13 protein-coding genes are annotated in these 17247 nt (G+C 71.6%); 8 read left to right on the top strand and 5 right to left on the bottom strand.

Features of this window, described 5'->3' with window-relative positions:
- The first annotated feature begins 95 nt into the window (after positions 1 to 95).
- Positions 96 to 1223 carry an aminopeptidase P family protein gene (locus Q4V64_RS40415; protein WP_124438444.1) on the top strand — a complete coding sequence of 376 codons (1128 nt, stop codon included), beginning with the start codon at positions 96 to 98 and terminating at the stop codon, positions 1221 to 1223.
- A 57-nt stretch (positions 1224 to 1280) separates the two neighbouring features.
- Positions 1281 to 2243 (top strand): aminoglycoside phosphotransferase family protein, encoded by a 963-nt coding sequence (locus Q4V64_RS40420; RefSeq protein WP_124438443.1) that lies wholly within the window; start codon positions 1281 to 1283, stop codon positions 2241 to 2243.
- A gap of 30 nt (positions 2244 to 2273) precedes the next feature.
- On the opposite strand, the gene treZ is transcribed toward Q4V64_RS40420, so the two are convergent.
- A complete protein-coding gene (gene treZ, locus Q4V64_RS40425) occupies positions 2274 to 4019 on the bottom strand; it encodes a malto-oligosyltrehalose trehalohydrolase (RefSeq protein WP_124438442.1) in 1746 nt (581 codons plus the stop codon).
- Positions 4020 to 4193: 174 nt separating this feature from the next.
- Between treZ and Q4V64_RS40430 the strand changes: the two genes are divergently transcribed.
- The 3 genes from Q4V64_RS40430 (at position 4194) to Q4V64_RS40440 (ending at position 6759) form a co-directional block, all read left to right on the top strand.
- The gene (locus Q4V64_RS40430) at positions 4194 to 4745 is read left to right on the top strand and encodes a DUF1707 and FHA domain-containing protein (protein WP_124438441.1); all 552 of its coding nucleotides are present in this window, start codon (positions 4194 to 4196) and stop codon (positions 4743 to 4745) included.
- 179 nt (positions 4746 to 4924) lie between these two features.
- Positions 4925 to 6289, top strand: a complete 1365-nt coding sequence (locus Q4V64_RS40435; RefSeq protein ID WP_124438527.1) for a M14 family zinc carboxypeptidase — start codon at positions 4925 to 4927, stop codon at positions 6287 to 6289.
- Positions 6286 to 6759: an SSI family serine proteinase inhibitor gene (locus tag Q4V64_RS40440; protein WP_124438440.1), complete on the top strand. Its 474-nt coding sequence runs from the start codon at positions 6286 to 6288 to the stop codon at positions 6757 to 6759. The genes Q4V64_RS40435 and Q4V64_RS40440 overlap by 4 nt, the downstream gene beginning before the upstream one ends.
- A 68-nt stretch (positions 6760 to 6827) precedes the next feature.
- Here the strand turns inward: Q4V64_RS40440 and Q4V64_RS40445 are convergent, their stop codons facing one another.
- From Q4V64_RS40445 to Q4V64_RS40455, 3 genes are all read right to left on the bottom strand, one after another.
- Positions 6828 to 8078 carry a M14 family zinc carboxypeptidase gene (locus Q4V64_RS40445; RefSeq protein WP_124438439.1) on the bottom strand — a complete coding sequence of 417 codons (1251 nt, stop codon included), beginning with the start codon at positions 8076 to 8078 and terminating at the stop codon, positions 6828 to 6830.
- 370 nt (positions 8079 to 8448) lie between these two features.
- Positions 8449 to 8631: a DUF397 domain-containing protein gene (locus tag Q4V64_RS40450; RefSeq protein WP_124438438.1), complete on the bottom strand. Its 183-nt coding sequence runs from the start codon at positions 8629 to 8631 to the stop codon at positions 8449 to 8451.
- Positions 8628 to 9470, bottom strand: a complete 843-nt coding sequence (locus Q4V64_RS40455) for a helix-turn-helix transcriptional regulator (protein ID WP_124438437.1) — start codon at positions 9468 to 9470, stop codon at positions 8628 to 8630. The genes Q4V64_RS40450 and Q4V64_RS40455 overlap by 4 nt, the downstream gene beginning before the upstream one ends.
- A 127-nt stretch (positions 9471 to 9597) precedes the next feature.
- On the opposite strand from Q4V64_RS40455, the gene Q4V64_RS40460 reads away from it, so the two are divergent.
- Positions 9598 to 10077, top strand: a complete 480-nt coding sequence (locus Q4V64_RS40460) for an ATP-binding protein (RefSeq protein ID WP_124438436.1) — start codon at positions 9598 to 9600, stop codon at positions 10075 to 10077.
- A 4-nt stretch (positions 10078 to 10081) separates the two neighbouring features.
- Here Q4V64_RS40460 and Q4V64_RS40465 read toward each other — a convergent pair whose 3' ends face one another.
- Complete coding sequence (locus Q4V64_RS40465) at positions 10082 to 10639, bottom strand: TetR family transcriptional regulator C-terminal domain-containing protein (RefSeq protein ID WP_124438435.1); 558 nt, start codon at positions 10637 to 10639, stop codon at positions 10082 to 10084.
- Positions 10640 to 10710: 71 nt separating this feature from the next.
- On the opposite strand from Q4V64_RS40465, the gene Q4V64_RS40470 reads away from it, so the two are divergent.
- Entirely contained in the window at positions 10711 to 11871 is a 1161-nt protein-coding gene (locus tag Q4V64_RS40470) for an FAD-dependent monooxygenase (protein ID WP_124438434.1), read from the top strand.
- 568 nt (positions 11872 to 12439) lie between these two features.
- A complete protein-coding gene (locus tag Q4V64_RS40475) occupies positions 12440 to 17245 on the top strand; it encodes a ricin-type beta-trefoil lectin domain protein (protein WP_253266818.1) in 4806 nt (1601 codons plus the stop codon).
- The last annotated feature ends 2 nt before the right edge of the window (positions 17246 to 17247 follow it).

Raw genomic sequence — 17247 nt, forward strand, 5'->3', positions numbered from 1 at the left:
TTAGATCTCGAAACACGTGACAACCGGCTCGCGCCGCCCGAGCCATCCGGGCAGGATGCTCCCCGTAGTCTCTTCACCCGCACAGGGAGGCCCGGATGACCGGCAGCACGCGCGCGCCCTTCACCGCCGACGACTACAGGACCCGTATGGAGCGCGCCGCGCGAGCGGCCGCCGACGCGGGTCTCGCCGGGCTCCTGGTGGCCCCGGGACCGGACCTGGTCTGGCTCACCGGCTACACGCCCACCGCGACCACCGAACGACTCACCCTGCTCGTCCTCGCCCCCGGCCAGGACCCCGTCCTCGTCGTCCCCACCCTGGAGGCCCCGGACGCCGCGCAGGCGGCCGGCGCGCCCGCGCTGACCCTGCGGGACTGGACCGACGGCAAGGATCCCTACGCCGCCACGGCCGCCCTTCTCGACGACAGTGGCCGCTTCGGGGTCAGCGACAACGCCTGGGCCATGCACCTGCTGGGTCTGCAGGAGGCCCTGCCCGGCACCTCCTACGCCTCCCTCACGGAGGCCCTGCCGATGCTCCGGGCCGTCAAGGACGCGGCGGAGCTGGAGCTGCTGGCGGCCGCGGGAGCGGCCGCGGACGCGACGTTCGAGGAGATCCGGAAGGTTCCCTTCGCCGGCCGCAGGGAGTCCGAGGTCGCCGCGGACCTTTCGCGATCGCTGCGCCGGCACGGACACTCCCAGGTCGACTTCACGATCGTCGCCTCCGGCCCGAACGGTGCCAACCCGCACCACGAGGTGGGCGACCGGGTGATCGAGCGCGGTGACATGGTGGTCCTGGACTTCGGCGGCCTCAAGGACGGCTACGGCTCCGACACCTCCCGTACGGTCCACGTCGGCGAGCCCACCGACGAGGAGCGCCGGGTGCACGACCTCGTGCGCGAGGCCCAGGAGGCGGGCTTCCGGGCGGTGCGGCCCGGCGTCGCCTGCCAGGAGGTCGACCGGGCCGCCCGCGCGGTCATCGCCGACGCCGGGTACGGCGAGTACTTCATCCACCGCACCGGTCACGGCATCGGCGTCACCACGCATGAGCCGCCGTACATGATCGAGGGCGAACGGCAGCCCCTCGTGCCCGGCATGTGCTTCTCCGTGGAGCCCGGCATCTATCTGCCCGGCCGTTTCGGGGTACGCATCGAGGACATCGTCACGGTCACCGAGGACGGCGGCCGCCGCCTCAACGACACCAGCCGCGACATGGTCATAGTGGACTGACGCGGTACCAGGAGCCCTCCGCACGATCACACGATCACCAACGACTACGGCGCGATCATGACCCAGGCACCGACACCCACCGCGGACACCGTCCGCCGACTGGTCCGTTCCCTGCTCAAGGAGGGCGCGGCCGGTGCGGACGGCAGCGCCGGACCCGAGATCCGGCCCGTCGCCGAGGGCGGCGAGCACTCCACGTGGTGGGTCGGTACGCGCCACGTGCTGCGCCTCGCCCCCGACCGCGAGGCCGCCGTCCGCCGGCGCCGCGAGCTGCGCCTGCGTGACCTCGTACGCCCGTACCTGCCGATCGCGGTCCCCACCAGCGTGGCGCACGGCGAGTGGGCGCCCGGGCTGACGTACACCCTGGACACCAAGGTGCCCGGCGGCTCGGCGGAGGAGCACGACGTGTCCGCCGTCGGCGAGGCCGACCTGGCCGGGCTGCTCGCGGGGCTGCGCGAGGTGCCCGTGCGGCAGGCCGAGGCGCTCGGCGTGCCGCGCGCCGCCCCGCGCTCCCTGGAGCGGCTGCGCCGGGAGGCCGGCCGCGCCGCCGAACGCCTCGCCGCGGCTGACGAGTTCGACCCGGGCCGCCTGCACCAGTTCCCGATGCCGGCCGCGGTCCAGCTCGCCGCCCAGTCCGGCACGGCGGTCCTCGTCCACCACGGCCTCAGGGGCGAACACCTCGTGGTCAGCGCCGACGGCCGGGTACGCGGCGTCCTGGACTGGAGCGAGGCGGTCATCGGCGACCCCGCCGAGGACATCGCCGGCCTCGCACGCGCCGTCGGCTCCCCGGCCGCCGTCCGCGCCGCCACCCTCGCCGGCTACGCCGCCCGCCCCTGCCTGCGCGGCCTCTGGCTCGCCCGCTGCGACGCCGTCATCCACCTCGCCGCCGGCCTGGCAGGCCGCGACACGGCCCCGTCGCCCCTCCTCAGAACCCGACTGCGGCGCGCCTGGGAGGCGATCCTGCTGGAGCGGGTGACGGAACTGCGGGACGACGACCCGGACGCCGCCGACGACGTCCTGTGAGGGACGGCCCGGCTCGGCGGAGCCGGCTTCTCACTCCTGCAGCAACACCACGCACGACTCCCCGGGCACGTGCAGCAGCCCGCCCGCGCCCGGGGCCTCGACGGGCTCCCACGCGGCGAGCACGCGCGCGGGGCGGGTGCCCAGGGGGATGGCCGCCGGTTCCTTGGCGAGGTTCACGGCGACGCGGACGTCTCCGCGCCGGAAGGCCAGCCAGCGCTCCCGCTCGTCGTAGGCCACCTTGGTGTCGGCGAGGTCGGGATCGGTGAGGTCCGCCTGTTCGTGCCGCAGGGCGATGAGCCGGCGGTACCAGGCCAGCACGCGCGCGTGGGGATCACGTTCGGGCTCGGCCCAGTCGAGGCAGGAGCGGTCACGGGTCGCCGGGTCCTGCGGATCGGGGACGTCCTCCTCGGCCCAGCCGTGCGCGGCGAACTCGCGGCGCCTGCCCCGCCGTACGGCCTCGGCGAGCGCGGGATCGGTGTGGTCGGTGAAGAACTGCCAGGGCGTGCCCGCAGCCCACTCCTCACCCATGAACAGCATCGGCGTGAAGGGGGCGGTCAGGGTCAGTGTGGCCGCGCAGGCCAGCAGGCCGGGGGAGACCAGGGCCGCCAGGCGGTCTCCCTGGGCGCGGTTGCCCACCTGGTCGTGGGTCTGGCTGTAGCCGAGGAGCCGGTGCGCCGCCGCGCGCGCGCGGTCCAGGGGGCGCCCGTGGTGCCGGCCCCGGAAGCTCGAGTACGTGCCGTCGTGGAAGTAGCCGCCCGTGAGTGTCTTGGCGAGCGCGGCGAAGGGGGCGCGCGCGAAGTCGGCGTAGTAGCCCTTCGACTCGCCGGTCAGCGCGGTGTGCAGGGCGTGGTGGAAGTCGTCGTTCCACTGCGCGTGCAGACCGAGGCCGCCCTCCGCGCGCGGGGTGACCAGACGCGGGTCGTTCAGGTCCGACTCGGCGATCAGGAACAGCGGCCGGCCCAGATCGGCGGACAGGGCGTCCACGGCCGTCGACAGCTCCTCCAGGAAGGTGCACGCGCGTGTGTCCGCCAGCGCGTGCACCGCGTCCAGCCGCAGCCCGTCGATCCGGTAGTCCCGCAGCCACGCCAGCGCGCTGCCCAGCAGGAACGCACGTACCTCGTCCGAGCCGGGCGCGTCCAGGTTCACGGCGGAACCCCAGGGGGTGTGGTGCGTGTCCGTGAAGTACGGGCCGAACCGAGGGAGGTAGTTGCCGGAGGGCCCCAGGTGGTTGTGCACCACGTCCAGGACCACGCCCAGGCCGAGCTCATGGGCCCGGTCGACGAAGCGTTTCAGTGCCTCGGGGCCGCCGTACGGCTCGTGCACGGCCCACAGCGAGACCCCCTCGTATCCCCAGCCGTGCCGCCCGGGGAAGGGGCACAGCGGCATCAACTGGACGTGCGTGACACCCAGTTCCACGAGGTGCCCGAGCCGCTCGGCGGCCGCGTCCAGAGTGCCCTCGCGCGTGTACGTGCCCACGTGCAGCTCGTACAGCACCGCACCCGGCAGCGGACGACCCGCCCACTCGGTGCGCCACGCGTACCGGTCGTGCTCGACGACCGCGCTGAGCCCGTCGGGGCCGTCCGGCTGCCGGCGCGAGCGCGGGTCCGGCAACACGGGTCCGTCGTCCAGCGCGAAGCCGTACCGCGTGCCGTCCCGCGCCTCGGCCTCTGCCCACCACCATCCCGCGCGCTCCGGATCGCGCTCCAACGCGCGCGTGGCGCCGTCGCACTGGAGCGTGACGCGATCGGCCTGCGGTGCCCACACCTCGAACTGCACGGACGGTTCCCCTTCGTCTGCTCACCGGGATGTAGCCCCGTCCATGGTGCTTCAAACGCGATCAATGCGCTTCTGAATCCGCCCCATTGCGGCAGGTGTCGTCCGGTACGCGCGCGTGGCGGCCGTTTCCGCGTCTTCTGGACACCCGGCGTTCACTGCCCGACAATCACGAGCGTGACGTCGTCCTTCGAGTTCAACACGTACCCCGCGCGGCTGTCCGACGCGGAGCGCGACAAGGCGCTGAAGGTGCTTCGTGACGGCGTCGCCATGGGCCGCCTGTCGCACGACACGTTCATCCGGCGCATGGAGCTGGCGCTCACCGCCCGCCGCCTGGACGAGCTCGCCGCGCTCACCGCCGACCTGCCCAAGGACAGCCGCGTCTCGCGCCTGGTGTTCGGCACCGTCGAGGCGGTCTCCGGCTTCACCGTACGGCTGCGCAGGGCCTGGCAGGCCGAGCGGCTCCCCAAGCTGCTCCTGCCGCATCCCGCGGGCGGCCACGCCCTGCGCATAGGCCGCGACCCCGCCAATGGGCTCAGGCTGACCCACGAGACGGTGTCCCGGGTGCACGCCGAGCTCAGCCGCCAGGGCGGCATGTGGGTGCTGCGGGACCTCGGTTCGACCAACGGTACGACGGTGAACGGGCGGCGGGTCATCGGCGCGGCGGTCGTCCGCGAGGGCGACCAGGTCGGGTTCGGCCAGATCGCGTTCCGGCTCTCGGCCCACTGAGCCGGCGCTCGGCTCCGGCCGGGCTTCACCCCGCCGGTATCCGGGCTTCACCCGCCGGTATCCGGGCTTCACCCGCTGGTATGGGCCAAGCCCCTTTGCGCTTCGCGGTGTTGACGAACCCGTCAACTCGTGACTGACTGTGCGTACACCATGCACATCAGGTGAACCGACGGCACCACATGTGGAGGTGCGCCCTGCCGCCACTCCTCCGCTACCCGACCGTCGACGAGCTCGGCGCCAGGGCGGCCGCGCTCGTCGCGCGCCACCCGGGGGACGCCCGGCTGCGCCAGGTGGGCACCTCTCGCGCGGGCACGCCCCTGTGGCTGCTCTCCGTCGGCCACGGCAGCCGCCAGGCCCTCGCCGTCGCAGGTCCGCACGCCAACGAGCCCGTGGGCGGCGCCACCGTCCTGCGGCTGGCCGAGCGGGCTCTCGCCGACCCCACGCTCACCTCCGGTGCCGACGCCACCTGGAACCTGCTGCTGTGCCTCGACCCCGACGGCCTGCGCCGCAACGAGCGCTGGCTGCGCGGCCCCTACACCCTCGGCCACTACTTCCGGAACTTCTTCCGGCCCGGCTTCCTGGAGCAGCCCGAGTGGCTCCCCGACGGCGCGGCCGGCGCCGTACTCCCGGAGACCCGCACTCTGCTCGAACTCCAGGACGAACTGCGGCCCTTCTTCCAGTGCTCCCTGCACGGCGTCGACGTCGGCGGCGGCTTCGTCGAGCTCACCCGCGACCTGCCCGGCCTCGCCCACCGCGTCGCGGACACCGCGGCCCGCCTCGGCATACCGCGCGAACTCGGCCCGTACGACACCCTGTACTGGCCGAACCTCGGGCCCGCCGTCTACCGAATACCGCCCCCGCGCCCGAGCGGCCTGGCCGCGGCCATCACCGAGGCCGCCGTCGAGTCGACGTGGTTCCACCCGCACCGGCACGGCACCGTGACCGCCGTCGTCGAGGCGCCCATGTGGGGCGTGGCCGCGGTGGAGGACGACGGCCCGCCCGCCGACGCGGCCGCGGTACTGCGCACCGTCAGCCACACCCTGCGCCACGACGCCCGGCTCCTGGATCGGCTCCTCGCCCGGATCCGGCCCCATGTCTCGACGACGCCCGGCGCGGCGCGCCTGCTCGCCCCGGTCGAGGACTATTTGCTCGTCTGCCCCGGCCTCGCCGACGCGTGGGACCCCGAGGTCGCCTCCGGCCCGCGCCCCCTTCCGCCCCTGAACAGCGCCCACCTGACCGCCCTGCGCATCGCCGGCCGGCGGCTGGCCCTGCGCACGGCGGGACTGCTGCACCAGCTCGTGACGCGCTCCGGCGCCGATCCGGCCGGTGTGCTGCCGGAGCTGGACCGGCTGGTCGACGAGTGGTGCGCCGACTACCACGACGGCTGCCAGGCGCGCTGGATCCCGGTGGCACGCCAGGTGGAGTACCAGTCGCGGGTGGTGCTCGCCGCGTTCTCGCTCGCCGGTCGGTACGCGCCCGCGTGCTCCCGTTCGGGTGAGTCGGGGTGGGGTTCCCAGCCCGCCGTGCCGATGCATCGGGAATGACGTACACCACGTACACCACCACAGTGACAGCGGTACGGGCCGGTCTGCTGGCTGCGGCCGCCCTCGTCCTCGCCACCGCGGCCCCGGTCGCGGCGACGCCTCAGGAGCCCGCCGGTGTCAGCTGGCTCTTCGTCACCGTCACCAGAGGCGAAGCCCGCGCCGGCGACGCGCCCGGCACCCTGCTGCTGTGCGACCCGCCCCAGGGCCACAGCCGCGCCGCCGAGGCGTGCGCGCAACTCCACTCGGCCCACGGCGACCTGCGCGCCATCAAGGCGAAGGACACCTACTGCCCGATGATCTACGCCCCGGTGACCGCCCACGCGCGCGGGCAGTGGAACGGACGGCCGGTGGACTACACGGAGACCTTCTCGAACGCGTGCGTGATGGGCGCACGGACCGGAGCGATCTTCGCGCTGGACGGATCGCGCCCAAGCCGCAGTGGCGGCGTCGCACACGCGCGTGGGGCGTGAGTCTCCGCGGGGCTGCTCACGCGCGTGTGTGGCGGCGGGCTGTTGAACGACTGAGTCCGTACGGCCGCTCATGTCGCCCGATCGCGCGCGTGCAGCGCAGCCGCGACGACCGTGCGGGACTGGTGCTCGACCTGATGCTCCAGAGGCACCCAGCGGGCCCGGAAGCGCTCCGCGAAGGCGTGGCTCCAGGTCGACACGAGCCGTTCGAGACGCGGCGCCGCACGGTCGTCGGTCTCCTGAAGGACCCGCATCAGCATCGCCGCCGCCCGTAACGGCAACCGGCGTCCGAACGCGTCCACGCTGCCGACGTACGCCCTCGAGCCGTTGACGGGCGTGGTGTGCGTCCAGTCCGCGGCCAGCCCCGGCACCAGCTCCAGCCCCCATCGCGCGGCCCGCAGCAGGGGTCCGGCGGTGCCGTCGAGACGGGGCAGCGCGTCGGCGAGGACCCGCTCGACCTGCCGTGTGTCCCGCAGCAGCCGGTCCGCCAGCTGCCGCATCGCCGCGGCCGGGGCCGGGTGCGGCGCCGGATCGTCGACCAGGTCGCTCGCCCACATCGGTACCTCCACGACCGCGGTCAGGCCGCCGTACCGGTGGACGTGGTACCAGGTGCTGCACCGCGCGTCGTCCGGCATGCTCGGGTACGCCGCGCCCGCCCCCGGCGCGGGCATCACGTGCACGCCGGGCCCGGAGGCGGGCCAGCCCGCGGCGTCCGAGGCGCCCGTCTCCACCGGTATGTTCAGCTCCGCCGCGGACTTGGCGAACGGCTCGGCGAGGCCCGGGACGTCCTTCGTCAACTGCACCCAGCTGCCGCCCACGTCGGTCCCGTGCAGGGTCACCTGGAGGAAGGGGCGCAGCTCGTCGATGATCCCGGTCAGGGCGCGCGTCTCGGGCGGGAGCCGATCGGGCGGCAGCTCGGACGGCGACCACTCCGGCTGCTCCGGTCCCGGCGGCCGGTAGAAGCCGAGGTGGTAGTCGAACAGGCTGCGCGGCGCGGGAGTCACATGCAGGCTCGCCCCGTCCGGGTCCGCGCACAGCAGGAAGTGCCAGGACGTACCGTCCCTCAACTTCCGGTCGTTCAAGGTTCGCTCGGCGACCGAGAGGAGGGTTGCGCCCCCGGTCGGCTCGTTGGAGTGGGCGCCCGCGACGACCAGCACGGCGCGCCGGGCACGGCCCACGGACAGCAGGTGGAGCGGCCTGCCCGCCCGGGAAACTCCGATCTGTCTCAGGATGCACACGCCGGGCCGTTGAGCGGCCAACGCCCTCGCGGACACGACGAGTTCGGTCACGGTGGGGTAGCGCGGCTCCGGCAGAACACTCACCCCCGTCACATCCGCCCGGCTTCGCAATCCGCAGTACCCCACGCTCTGATTGACGTGTCAAGGACACGGTGGGGGAGGCTCCAGGGGGCGCCCGGATGCATTTGCCGTCGGCGGGTGGGGCGGTACGGGCAGACGGGGCTGTCGGCATCGGGTTGCCGGGATAACAGGACCCGGCAGCCGTGCCGCCAGGACCAGAACTCAGGCCCACAGCACCGGCGCGAAGGGCACGTCGCCGCCCGTCACCACACGCCGGCTGTCCGACGCGAGCCCCGGGAGCGTGTGCGGGCGTGAGCGGGGCGCCAGGGTGATTGCCCGGCGCGCGGTGAGGCCATGCACGCGGGGGCCGCCCGGATTTCGGCGGCCCCTACGATCACTTCGCCGCGTACGTGACGAAGTCGGCCCAGGCGGTGGGGGAGAGCGCGAGCTGGGGGCCGTCCTTGTCCTTGGAGTCGCGGACGTGGATGCGGCTGGGGTGGGTGGCGACTTCGATGCAGTCGCCGGAACCGCTGCTGCTGTAGCTGCTCTTGAACCAAGCCAGTTCGGACGTGCTCATAGGTCTCCTCGCATCCGTTGCAACAGGCTCACGGAGTCCTCGATGCTGAGAGCCTGTGAACGCATCCTGGCATACCGGCTCTGAAGCACGCTGATTGCCTTCGCGTCGGAGATGAGCTGCCCGCTTTCCGGGGCCTCCATGTAGGCGAACCACTTGTGCTGCGGGGTCTCCAACAGCTGCATCGGCCCGTGCAGTCCGGCATGTGACCTCCGCACCAACGGCATGATCTGGATCTCGACGTTCCGCAACTCCGTGATGTCCAGCAGGTGAGCGATGGCACCCCGGGTGACCTCCACCCCGCCGGTCCCGCGCAGGAGCACGTGCTCCTCGATGATGAAGCTGAACGCGGTGTTCTGCCGCTCCCGCAGCAACTGCTGACGCTCCGCCCGGGCGGCCCAGTTGGCTTCGATCTGCTCGTCGTTCAGTGGTGGCAACTCGTCGACGAACAGTTGGCGTGCGTAGGCCTCCGTCTGCAACAGACCCGGGATCATCCTGCACTCGTACGTGTAGAGGGTGATCGCCATCTTCTCCAGCCCGGCCCACCGACGAAACCAGGCCGCCAACCCCGGCTGCCGCGCCAGACACCCCGCAGCCTTCCGCAGGGCTCCCGTGTTCCCCAGCGCCCCCTCCGCCGCCTCCACGAAGTCCACGTCGGGCATCCGCCTCCCCAATTCCACGGACGCCACCGTGTGTTTCGAGAACCCCACCAGCCTCCCGAACTCCTCCCTGCTCAACTCATGATGCTCACGCAGCGCCTGCACGACCGCCCCGAACGTCCGCAGACTGTCCGACGGTTCCGGCTCCCCGCTGCCCGCACCCACCCGTCCGTCGACCACCATTGGTCACCTCCCGCGCACATAGTCACGGGCAGTCACCAGTACTGTCCAGTCCGTAACCGCGTACGCTCGCGCGGCGTACGCGGCTTCCACCTGGAGAAGTGCCCCTCACACCCGCCACATTGGCGGCATGACAGCATGCCCCACCCCCCAACCTCCGGTTACCGTACGTGTGTTCACCCAGCGCCTCAGCGCCACCCCACGCGGCGCCCGCCTCGCCCGACACCTCGCCCTGACCCAGTTGCACACCTGGGGCATCCCCCACGGCACGGACGTCTCGGACACCGTCGCGTTGATCGTCGCCGAGCTGGCGACGAACGCCGTCATCCACGGGCGCGTACCCGGCCGGGACTTCGAGCTGCGGCTCGCGCTCGTGCCGGGCAGCGTCCGCATCGAGGTCAGCGACACCTGTCCGGAGCCTCATCCGCCCGCTTCCAGCGCCGTATCCGCCCCGCATCCGCTCGAAGAAACCGGTCGCGGCCTGCTCCTCGTCGACGCGCTCGCCGCCCGCTGGGAGGCGGTGGACAGGGAGCCGTCACCGGGGAAGACGGTGTGCGCCGAGGTGGACGTGCCCGGGTGGCTGGGACTCATCAGAACTGCTCCGGCGTAGCCGATCACCGCAGCGCCGACGCCACCAGCCCCCGGAGCTCCTCCTCCGTCACGGCACCACCGTGCACCAGACGGTCGAAGACCAGCCCGTCCACGCAGGTGAGCAGAGTGACCGTACGCTCCTCCGCATCGCCCACGCCCGCGGCGGACAGGAAATCCCGCACCGCCCGCAGCGCCGCGTTCGCGCGCGGGGCGAGGATCTCCCGCAGCTCCGCATGGTGCACGCTCTCGAGCGCGCACGCGTACCGCGCGAGGGAGCGGCGCCGCCCGTCCCCGGTGAGCCGTTCCGCGCAGAAGGCGCTGAGGGCGGCCACCAACTCGTCCGCGTCACGCGGTACCGGTGTCGTCTCGCCGAGCTCCTGAAGTTCCGCCTGGTCCAGGTCGACCAGCCGTCGGACCAGTGCCGTCAGCAGGGCCTGGCGCGTACGGAAGTATGCCGAGGTCGTCCCCGGAGGGAACCCGGCCGCCCGGTCGACCGCGCGGTGGGTCAGGCCTCGCATCCCCGTTTCGGCGAGCACGGTGATCGCCGCGTCGGCGAGGAGAGTACGGCGTTCAGTGGGCACCCCCCTTTCTACACCTGTAGAGCTGGGGAAAGTATTCTCCTTCTACACCTGTAGAAGGAGAGGGGTACGGCATGGGCGGAACCGCAGTCGTGGCCGGCGGCGGCATCGGCGGGCTGGCAGTCGCCCTCGGGCTCCGCCGCGTCGGATGGGACGTGAGCGTCGTCGAGCGCGCCCCCGTCCTCGCGGACGTCGGCGCGGGAATCTCCCTGCACGCCAACGGTCTGCGCGCCTTGGACGTCCTGGGCGTCGGCCAGGCGGTGCGGGCGGCAGCGCGGCCGCAGTACACCGGCGGCACCCGCACTCCCGACGGCGGATGGCTGTCCCGGATGGACGGGGCGGCTCTCGAACGCGAGCTGGGCACGCCCATCGTCGGCATCCCGCGCGCCGACCTGCACCGCCTCCTGCGCGCGGCCCTGCCCGCAGAGTGCCTGGTCGTCGGAGCCGAGGTGACCACCGTCGACCGCACCGAGCCCGGCCGGGTACGGATACCCCTCGACGACGGCGTCCTGGACGCGGACCTCCTCGTCGCAGCCGACGGAGTCAACAGCCGCCTGCGGACACAGCTCTTCCCCGCTCACCCCGGCCCTGCCTACAGCGGCTCGACCGTCCTGCGGGCCATCACCGAGCACCCCGTCGACGCCCTGAGCACCGACTTCGCGGTGACCTGGGGACCCGGCGCCGAGTTCGGGCACGTCGTTTTCGCCGACGGTCGTGCGGAGTGGCATGCGGTGCTGAACTCAGCGGCCGGAGTCCGCCACGACGACCCCCTCGCCGCCATGCGCCGACGCTTCCGCGACTGGCACGATCCGATCCCCCGCCTGCTGGACGCGACCCGCCCCGACGCCGTCCTGCACCACGACATCCGGGAGCTGGTGACCCCGCTGCCCTCCTTCGCCGTCGGCCGGATCGCCCTCCTCGGTGACGCCGCGCACGCCATGACCCCGAACCTCGGCCAGGGCGCCTGCCAGGCACTGGAGGACGCCGCCGTCCTGGCCGCCGCGCTCGCCGCCGAGCCCACGGTCGAGTCGGCACTCACCCGTTACGACACCCAACGCCGCCCGCGCAGCCAGTCCGTCGCTCGCGCCGCCCGCCAAGCGGGGCGCATGGGGCAGCAACTGACACACTCCATGGCGATCGCCCTGCGCAACACCGCCCTCCGACTCGCCCCGTCGGGGGTGACGGTCCGGGCCATCCTGCGCCACGCCGACTGGAAGCCACCGCGGCTGAGTTGACTTGGACGGGCGGCTTCCGGTCAATTTGAGGGGCTTGAAATCACCCCTCCATGCACACGTTCTTCACATGCCCTACACAGGTAACTCCTCATGTGACCACGGCATTTGCGCTTGCCATGTCGTGAAGAGCCGCGCCATGGACGCCCCTCGTTCCGCGTCCGGGCGGCGAGGTCGGCCGTTGTCGTGCCCTGCTGACCGGCGAGTAAGGTGAAAACCGCACGTACACGTGAGGGGCCTTGACCCGGCCCTGCCGTGACGCGCGCACGTCATTCGGCGACCGGGGGAACAGTGCCGTCACGGGGAGGTTTCGTCATGCCGCGAGACCGGCTCATTGTGAACGCCCTCTTTGTCGCTGATGCCTGCTGCCCCCGCTCCCGCGCCGGGACAGCGGGCTGACCCGCGCGCATCGCCACCGTTCTCTTCAGGCGGTCACTCCCGCCTGCCCTCGCTCGCTACGAAGGATGCCCCTTTGCGATTCAGACCGGGATTGTTCAACCCCCGATCACGTACATCCGCAGCGTTAACCTCTGCCGTCACGTCCGTCGCCGCGTTAGCCGTTCTCGGTGGCGTGGCCGTCCAGCCGAGCCAGCTCGGCCGGTACGCCGAACAGCGCGTGGCCGCGGCGAGCGACTCGTACGACGGCTACGACACCAAAGCGGCCGAGCAGCTGCGCGAGGATCAGTGTGCGGCCGCTGACGCCCTGCGCAAGGGCGGGCCCAAGATGTTCGCCCTCGCGCAGGACGCCATCGGGCTGCCGCCCGATCAGCTCCACGAGAAGCTCAAGCGGGACCTCTACGACAACAAGACCCCGCTGCACCAGGCACACGCTGCGGACAGCGCCAGCAGCGACCAGTGGGTCAAGAAGGTCAATGACCAGGAGCACGCGTTTTCCACCGCCGTCAGCGGCTTGAGCTTCTACCCTGACGCACCGCAGGGAGAGGACAAGATCTACGACCAGACCGGGCTGCTTCCGTGGCTGTGGCAGTCGTACTTCAAGTCGGTCGACTTGTTGCTCCCGGCCCCGTTCTACGATCCGTCGCCCACCGCCGACGACAAGACGAAGGCCGCCGCGCTCACGATCGGCGACCAGCTGTACGCCACCGGGGGCACGCCGGAGGAGCAGCAGGCGTGGGCGCTGTGGAAGAAGAACTCCGGGAAGATCGAACCCAACAACTTGTTCGTTCCCCGGGTGTTCGCCGATGACGCCCGTATCTTCCTGTCCTCGGGCGGCTTCCCTCGCACGGCTCCGGCCCAGGACACCCCGGAGTTCCGCGTCGCGGTCGAGGACTTGAAGGCCCGCTTCGCGTCGTGTGCGTGGCACGACCCGATCGACCCGAACCGGGTTCTGGGCAAGGAGGTGGCGCAGGCGTCGGCCGAGTGGCAGCGGGAGATCGCCTCGCAGGCCACGCAGAGGCAGCAGATCCTCGGTGCCAGCGCCACCGCCACGAAGGCGTTGCAGGACGGCACGTTCATCCTGGGTCAGGTCCTGGGCCAGTCGTGGCTCGCGGACTACGCCACCCGCTGGCAGGACTACTGGTCCGCCGGCGGGTTGGGCTGGATCGGCGACAGCTATGTGACGATCGAGGTGCCGGGCGCGAAGGGCAACTGTCTGGACGTTGCGGGCGGTGGAAAGACCAACGGCACGCCGGTCCAGATCTACACCTGCAACAACGGCGCGTCCCAGCAGTGGACGCTCGAGGGCAGCGAGGACGACCTCTACCTCCGCAATGTCGGCTCGCAGAAGTGCCTGGACGTGGCCGGGAACGCGTCGGCGAACGGCACGAAGATCCAGATATCGGACTGCTACAAGTCCAAGGGGCAGTCGTGGAAGGGCGATGTCCGTGCCACCGCGCCCCTGAAGAGCGTGAGCACGGGTAAGTGCCTGGACCTGAGCGCGTTCACCAAGAGCACGGACGCGCGGCTGTGGGACTGCAAGGACGCCAGTTCGCAGAAGTTCCTGATCAAGCCGTCCGGTCACAAGGGCACGGACAGTCCCTTGTATCCGGACAAGGCGGAGTTCGACAAGGCGAAGAAGGTCGTCACCGACAGCCAGGCTGCGGCGAAAAAGAATCTGGCCGCGCTCAAGACCCAGCTGGAGAACGCCAAGAAGGCGGCCACGGTCTCCGATGCGGCCGAGCAGGCGGCGTACGGCATCGCGGATGCCGCTGGTGCCCCGCGGGGCCGCGGGCTTCTGGTCGGTCAGCAGAAGGCACAGGTCACCAAGGGATCTGTAGCGGCGCTGACGGCCATGGTGAAGGCCAGTGAGACCGCCGAGGCCGCGACCAGGGCTGCCGCAGGCGACAGCGCGACGATCACCCAGCGCGCGCTCGCGCAGGCCGCGCAGGTCAACGCCGAGTTCCGTAAGGAGGCCGCGCACACGGCCGAGTTGCAGGCGAAGGCCGCGGCGGACGCGGCCAAGCTGCACCGCGACAACGCCAAGAAGGACAAGGAAACCGCCGAGGCGAAGCTCGCCGTCGCGCTGAAGGCTGAGGGCGACGCGAAGGCGGCAGCCGCCGACGCGCGCGCCGAGCGGCTCGCGGCCGAGGCCGAGGAGAAGACGGCCAAGGCGGAGAAGGACACCGCCGCCGCCAAGCAGGCCGAGGCCAACCAGCACAAGCAGACCGCGCAGGCCGAGGCGGCGAACGCGAAGGACGCCAAGGAGAAGGCCGAAGCCGCCGAGGCGACCGCGGTCGCGCGGAAGAACGATGCGGTCAAGTCCCGCGACAAGGCCCGCGATCTGCGGGACGACGCCTGGGACGCCGAGCAGAAGGCGGACGCCGCCCGCGCCAAGGCCGACGCGAAGGAGGCGTTCGCCCAGGCGCACGAGTCCGACAGCAACGCCCAGGAGTCCAGGGCGGCAGCGGACGCGGCGTCCGCGCACGCCGACGACGCCGAGGCGGCCGCCGGCCGGGCCCGGACGGCAGCCGACGCCGCCACCCAGGCGGCAGCCGAGGCGGACGCCGCAGCCACCCGCGCCGAAGCGGCCGCCAAGCGGGCCCGCTCCCACGCGGACGCCGCCCAGGCCGCGAAATTGAAGGCGGACGCCGCGGTGAAGACCGCGACCAGCGCCGTGGCCGACGCCATCGAAGCGTCCCAGCATGCCTCCTTGGAGGCCAAGGCGGCCGTCAAGCTGGCGGACGAGGCGGAGAAACTGGCCAAGACCGCCAAGTCCCAGGCGGACGAGGCGAAGAAGGAGGCCGCCAAGGCCCTGGCCGCCTCGGCGAAGGCCGCGGGCTTCGCGTATGTCACCGCGCAGGCCGCCGCCGACGCGGGCAACGCCGCCGCCCAGGTCGCCAAGCCGGCCAACGACGCGATCCAGCTCGGCTCCCCCTACGTCGACACCGACTCGGCCGCCGGCCTGGTCGTGCTGACCGGGCAGGCGGCGAAGTCGATCGCGGACCAGCAGAAGGCCGTCGCCGACGCCCACGCCAAGAACGCGCAGGCGGAAGCAGCCGCGGCCAAGAACCTCGCCGAACAGGCACAGGGCGACGTGAAGATCGCCTATCAGCACGCGGCCAACGCCGCCACCCACGCGGCCACCGCCCGCACCTACTCCAAGGAGGCCCTCGGCTACGCGGCCGACGCCGCCGCAGCCGCATCAAAGGCCTCGGCGTCACTGGCCCGCACCATCGAGTACGACCGCCAGGCCACGGCCGACGCCTCCGCCGCCGACCAGGCGGCCGGACGTGCCGAGGGCTACGCCAGGGACGCCCGCGCCTCCGCTGACCAGGCCGCGCTCGACGCCCAGGCCGCCCGCGACGCCGCAGCCGCGGCCGAGCAGTCCGCCAAGGACGCACGCGCCGCCGCCGACCGCGCCGACGCCGCCGCCACCGAGGCCGAACAAGCGGCCAAGGACGCGCTGAAGTACGCCGAGGAGGCCCAGAAGGCAGCCGAGGAAGCGGCACGCAACGCCGCGAACAAGCAGGTTTCGACCGGGGCGGGCACCGGAGTCGGCGGCACGTGGTACGTCGTCGACGAGGACAGTATCGAGATCACCGACGCCAAGCAGCACGAACCCTGCGTCATCGACATCGGCTTCGAAGGCTGCACCACCACGTTTACGGTCACCTTCAGCGCGGTGGTCGACTTCTTCCTCTGTACCAACCCGGACACGACGGCCAGTGCCGACGGCTGCCCGTCGGCGGACACGTTGCTCATCGAGAGCAAGCGCATCCCAGGTCTGAAGAAGGACGTCACCCGCTACTTCTCCAAGCTGGAACTCATCCAGCAGACCCTCACCTACAAGCTCATCAAGGCGGTCCTGGTCCAGGACTTCGTCGACTGCTGGCACGGCAGCGCCAGCGGCTGCGCCTGGGCCCTGAGCAACTTCATCCCCGGCAAGGCGTTGGGCACGGTCTTCGACGGGATCCGAGCTCTGGACGCCGCCATGAAGACCGGTGCCGGGGTCCGTGACGCGTTACATGCCCTCAAAGCCCTCGACCTGGACCCCGGGACCCTCGCCAAGCTCAACGCCATCATCAACGCCCACGAAGACCTGTACACCGCCTGCAAGGTGAACAGCTTCCCTGGTACCACCAAGGTGCTGATGGCGGACGGCTCACACCGGCCCATCAGCCAGGTGGGCGTGGGGGACCTCGTCAAGGCCACGGACCCGGTTTCCGGCAAGTTGCGGGCCCGACAGGTCACCGACACCTTCAAGCACGACACGCAGCGGCTGGTGGACATCGCCGTTGCCGACGGGGGGAGGCTGGCGAGCACCGCCGGTCACAAGTTCTACGTGGTGGACCGCGGGTGGACGCTGGTCTCCGACCTGCGCGTCGGCGACCGCCTGCGCACCCCAGACGGCTCCGTCCGCGCGGTGACCGCCCTCGACGACCGCTCGGGCCTGGCTCCGCGCATGGTATACGACCTCACGGTCGACGACCTGCACACGTTCTTCGTGCTGGCGGGCGCCGCTCCGGTCCTCGTCCATAACTGCAAGGTGGCGTTGGGGTGGCAGAGAAATGGGAAGCTCGACGAGTGGGCCCAGCTGCCCGAGAACAAGTTCCATACCTTCTCCAACGTGGCCCCGAGGGACTTCGCCAGGATCGCGGAAATGGCCATCGCCGACCCGAGCGTGACGCTGCACATCAACATGACGGGACTGGCCGAACAAGGAACCTTCATAGATGCTGCCCAGCGTGGCCTGAAGGGCGGTGAGGGCGGAGCCGCTGCCACGGACTACGAGATGTCCATGATCGCGAGGGCACTCGCCAATGGTCAGCGTCCGTGGAGTTCGATCAAGTTCTACTCCCCGTCGGGTCCGGGTGGAGCCATGCGACTGGATCCCCCGACACCTATGCCGGATCTATCGGTGCTGAAGGGAGACCTTGACCCAGTGAAGGGCTCGGTCATCGGCTACTGCCACTGCTGAGG

This window comes from Streptomyces sp. NL15-2K (genome assembly GCF_030551255.1).
Lineage (GTDB): Bacteria > Actinomycetota > Actinomycetes > Streptomycetales > Streptomycetaceae > Streptomyces.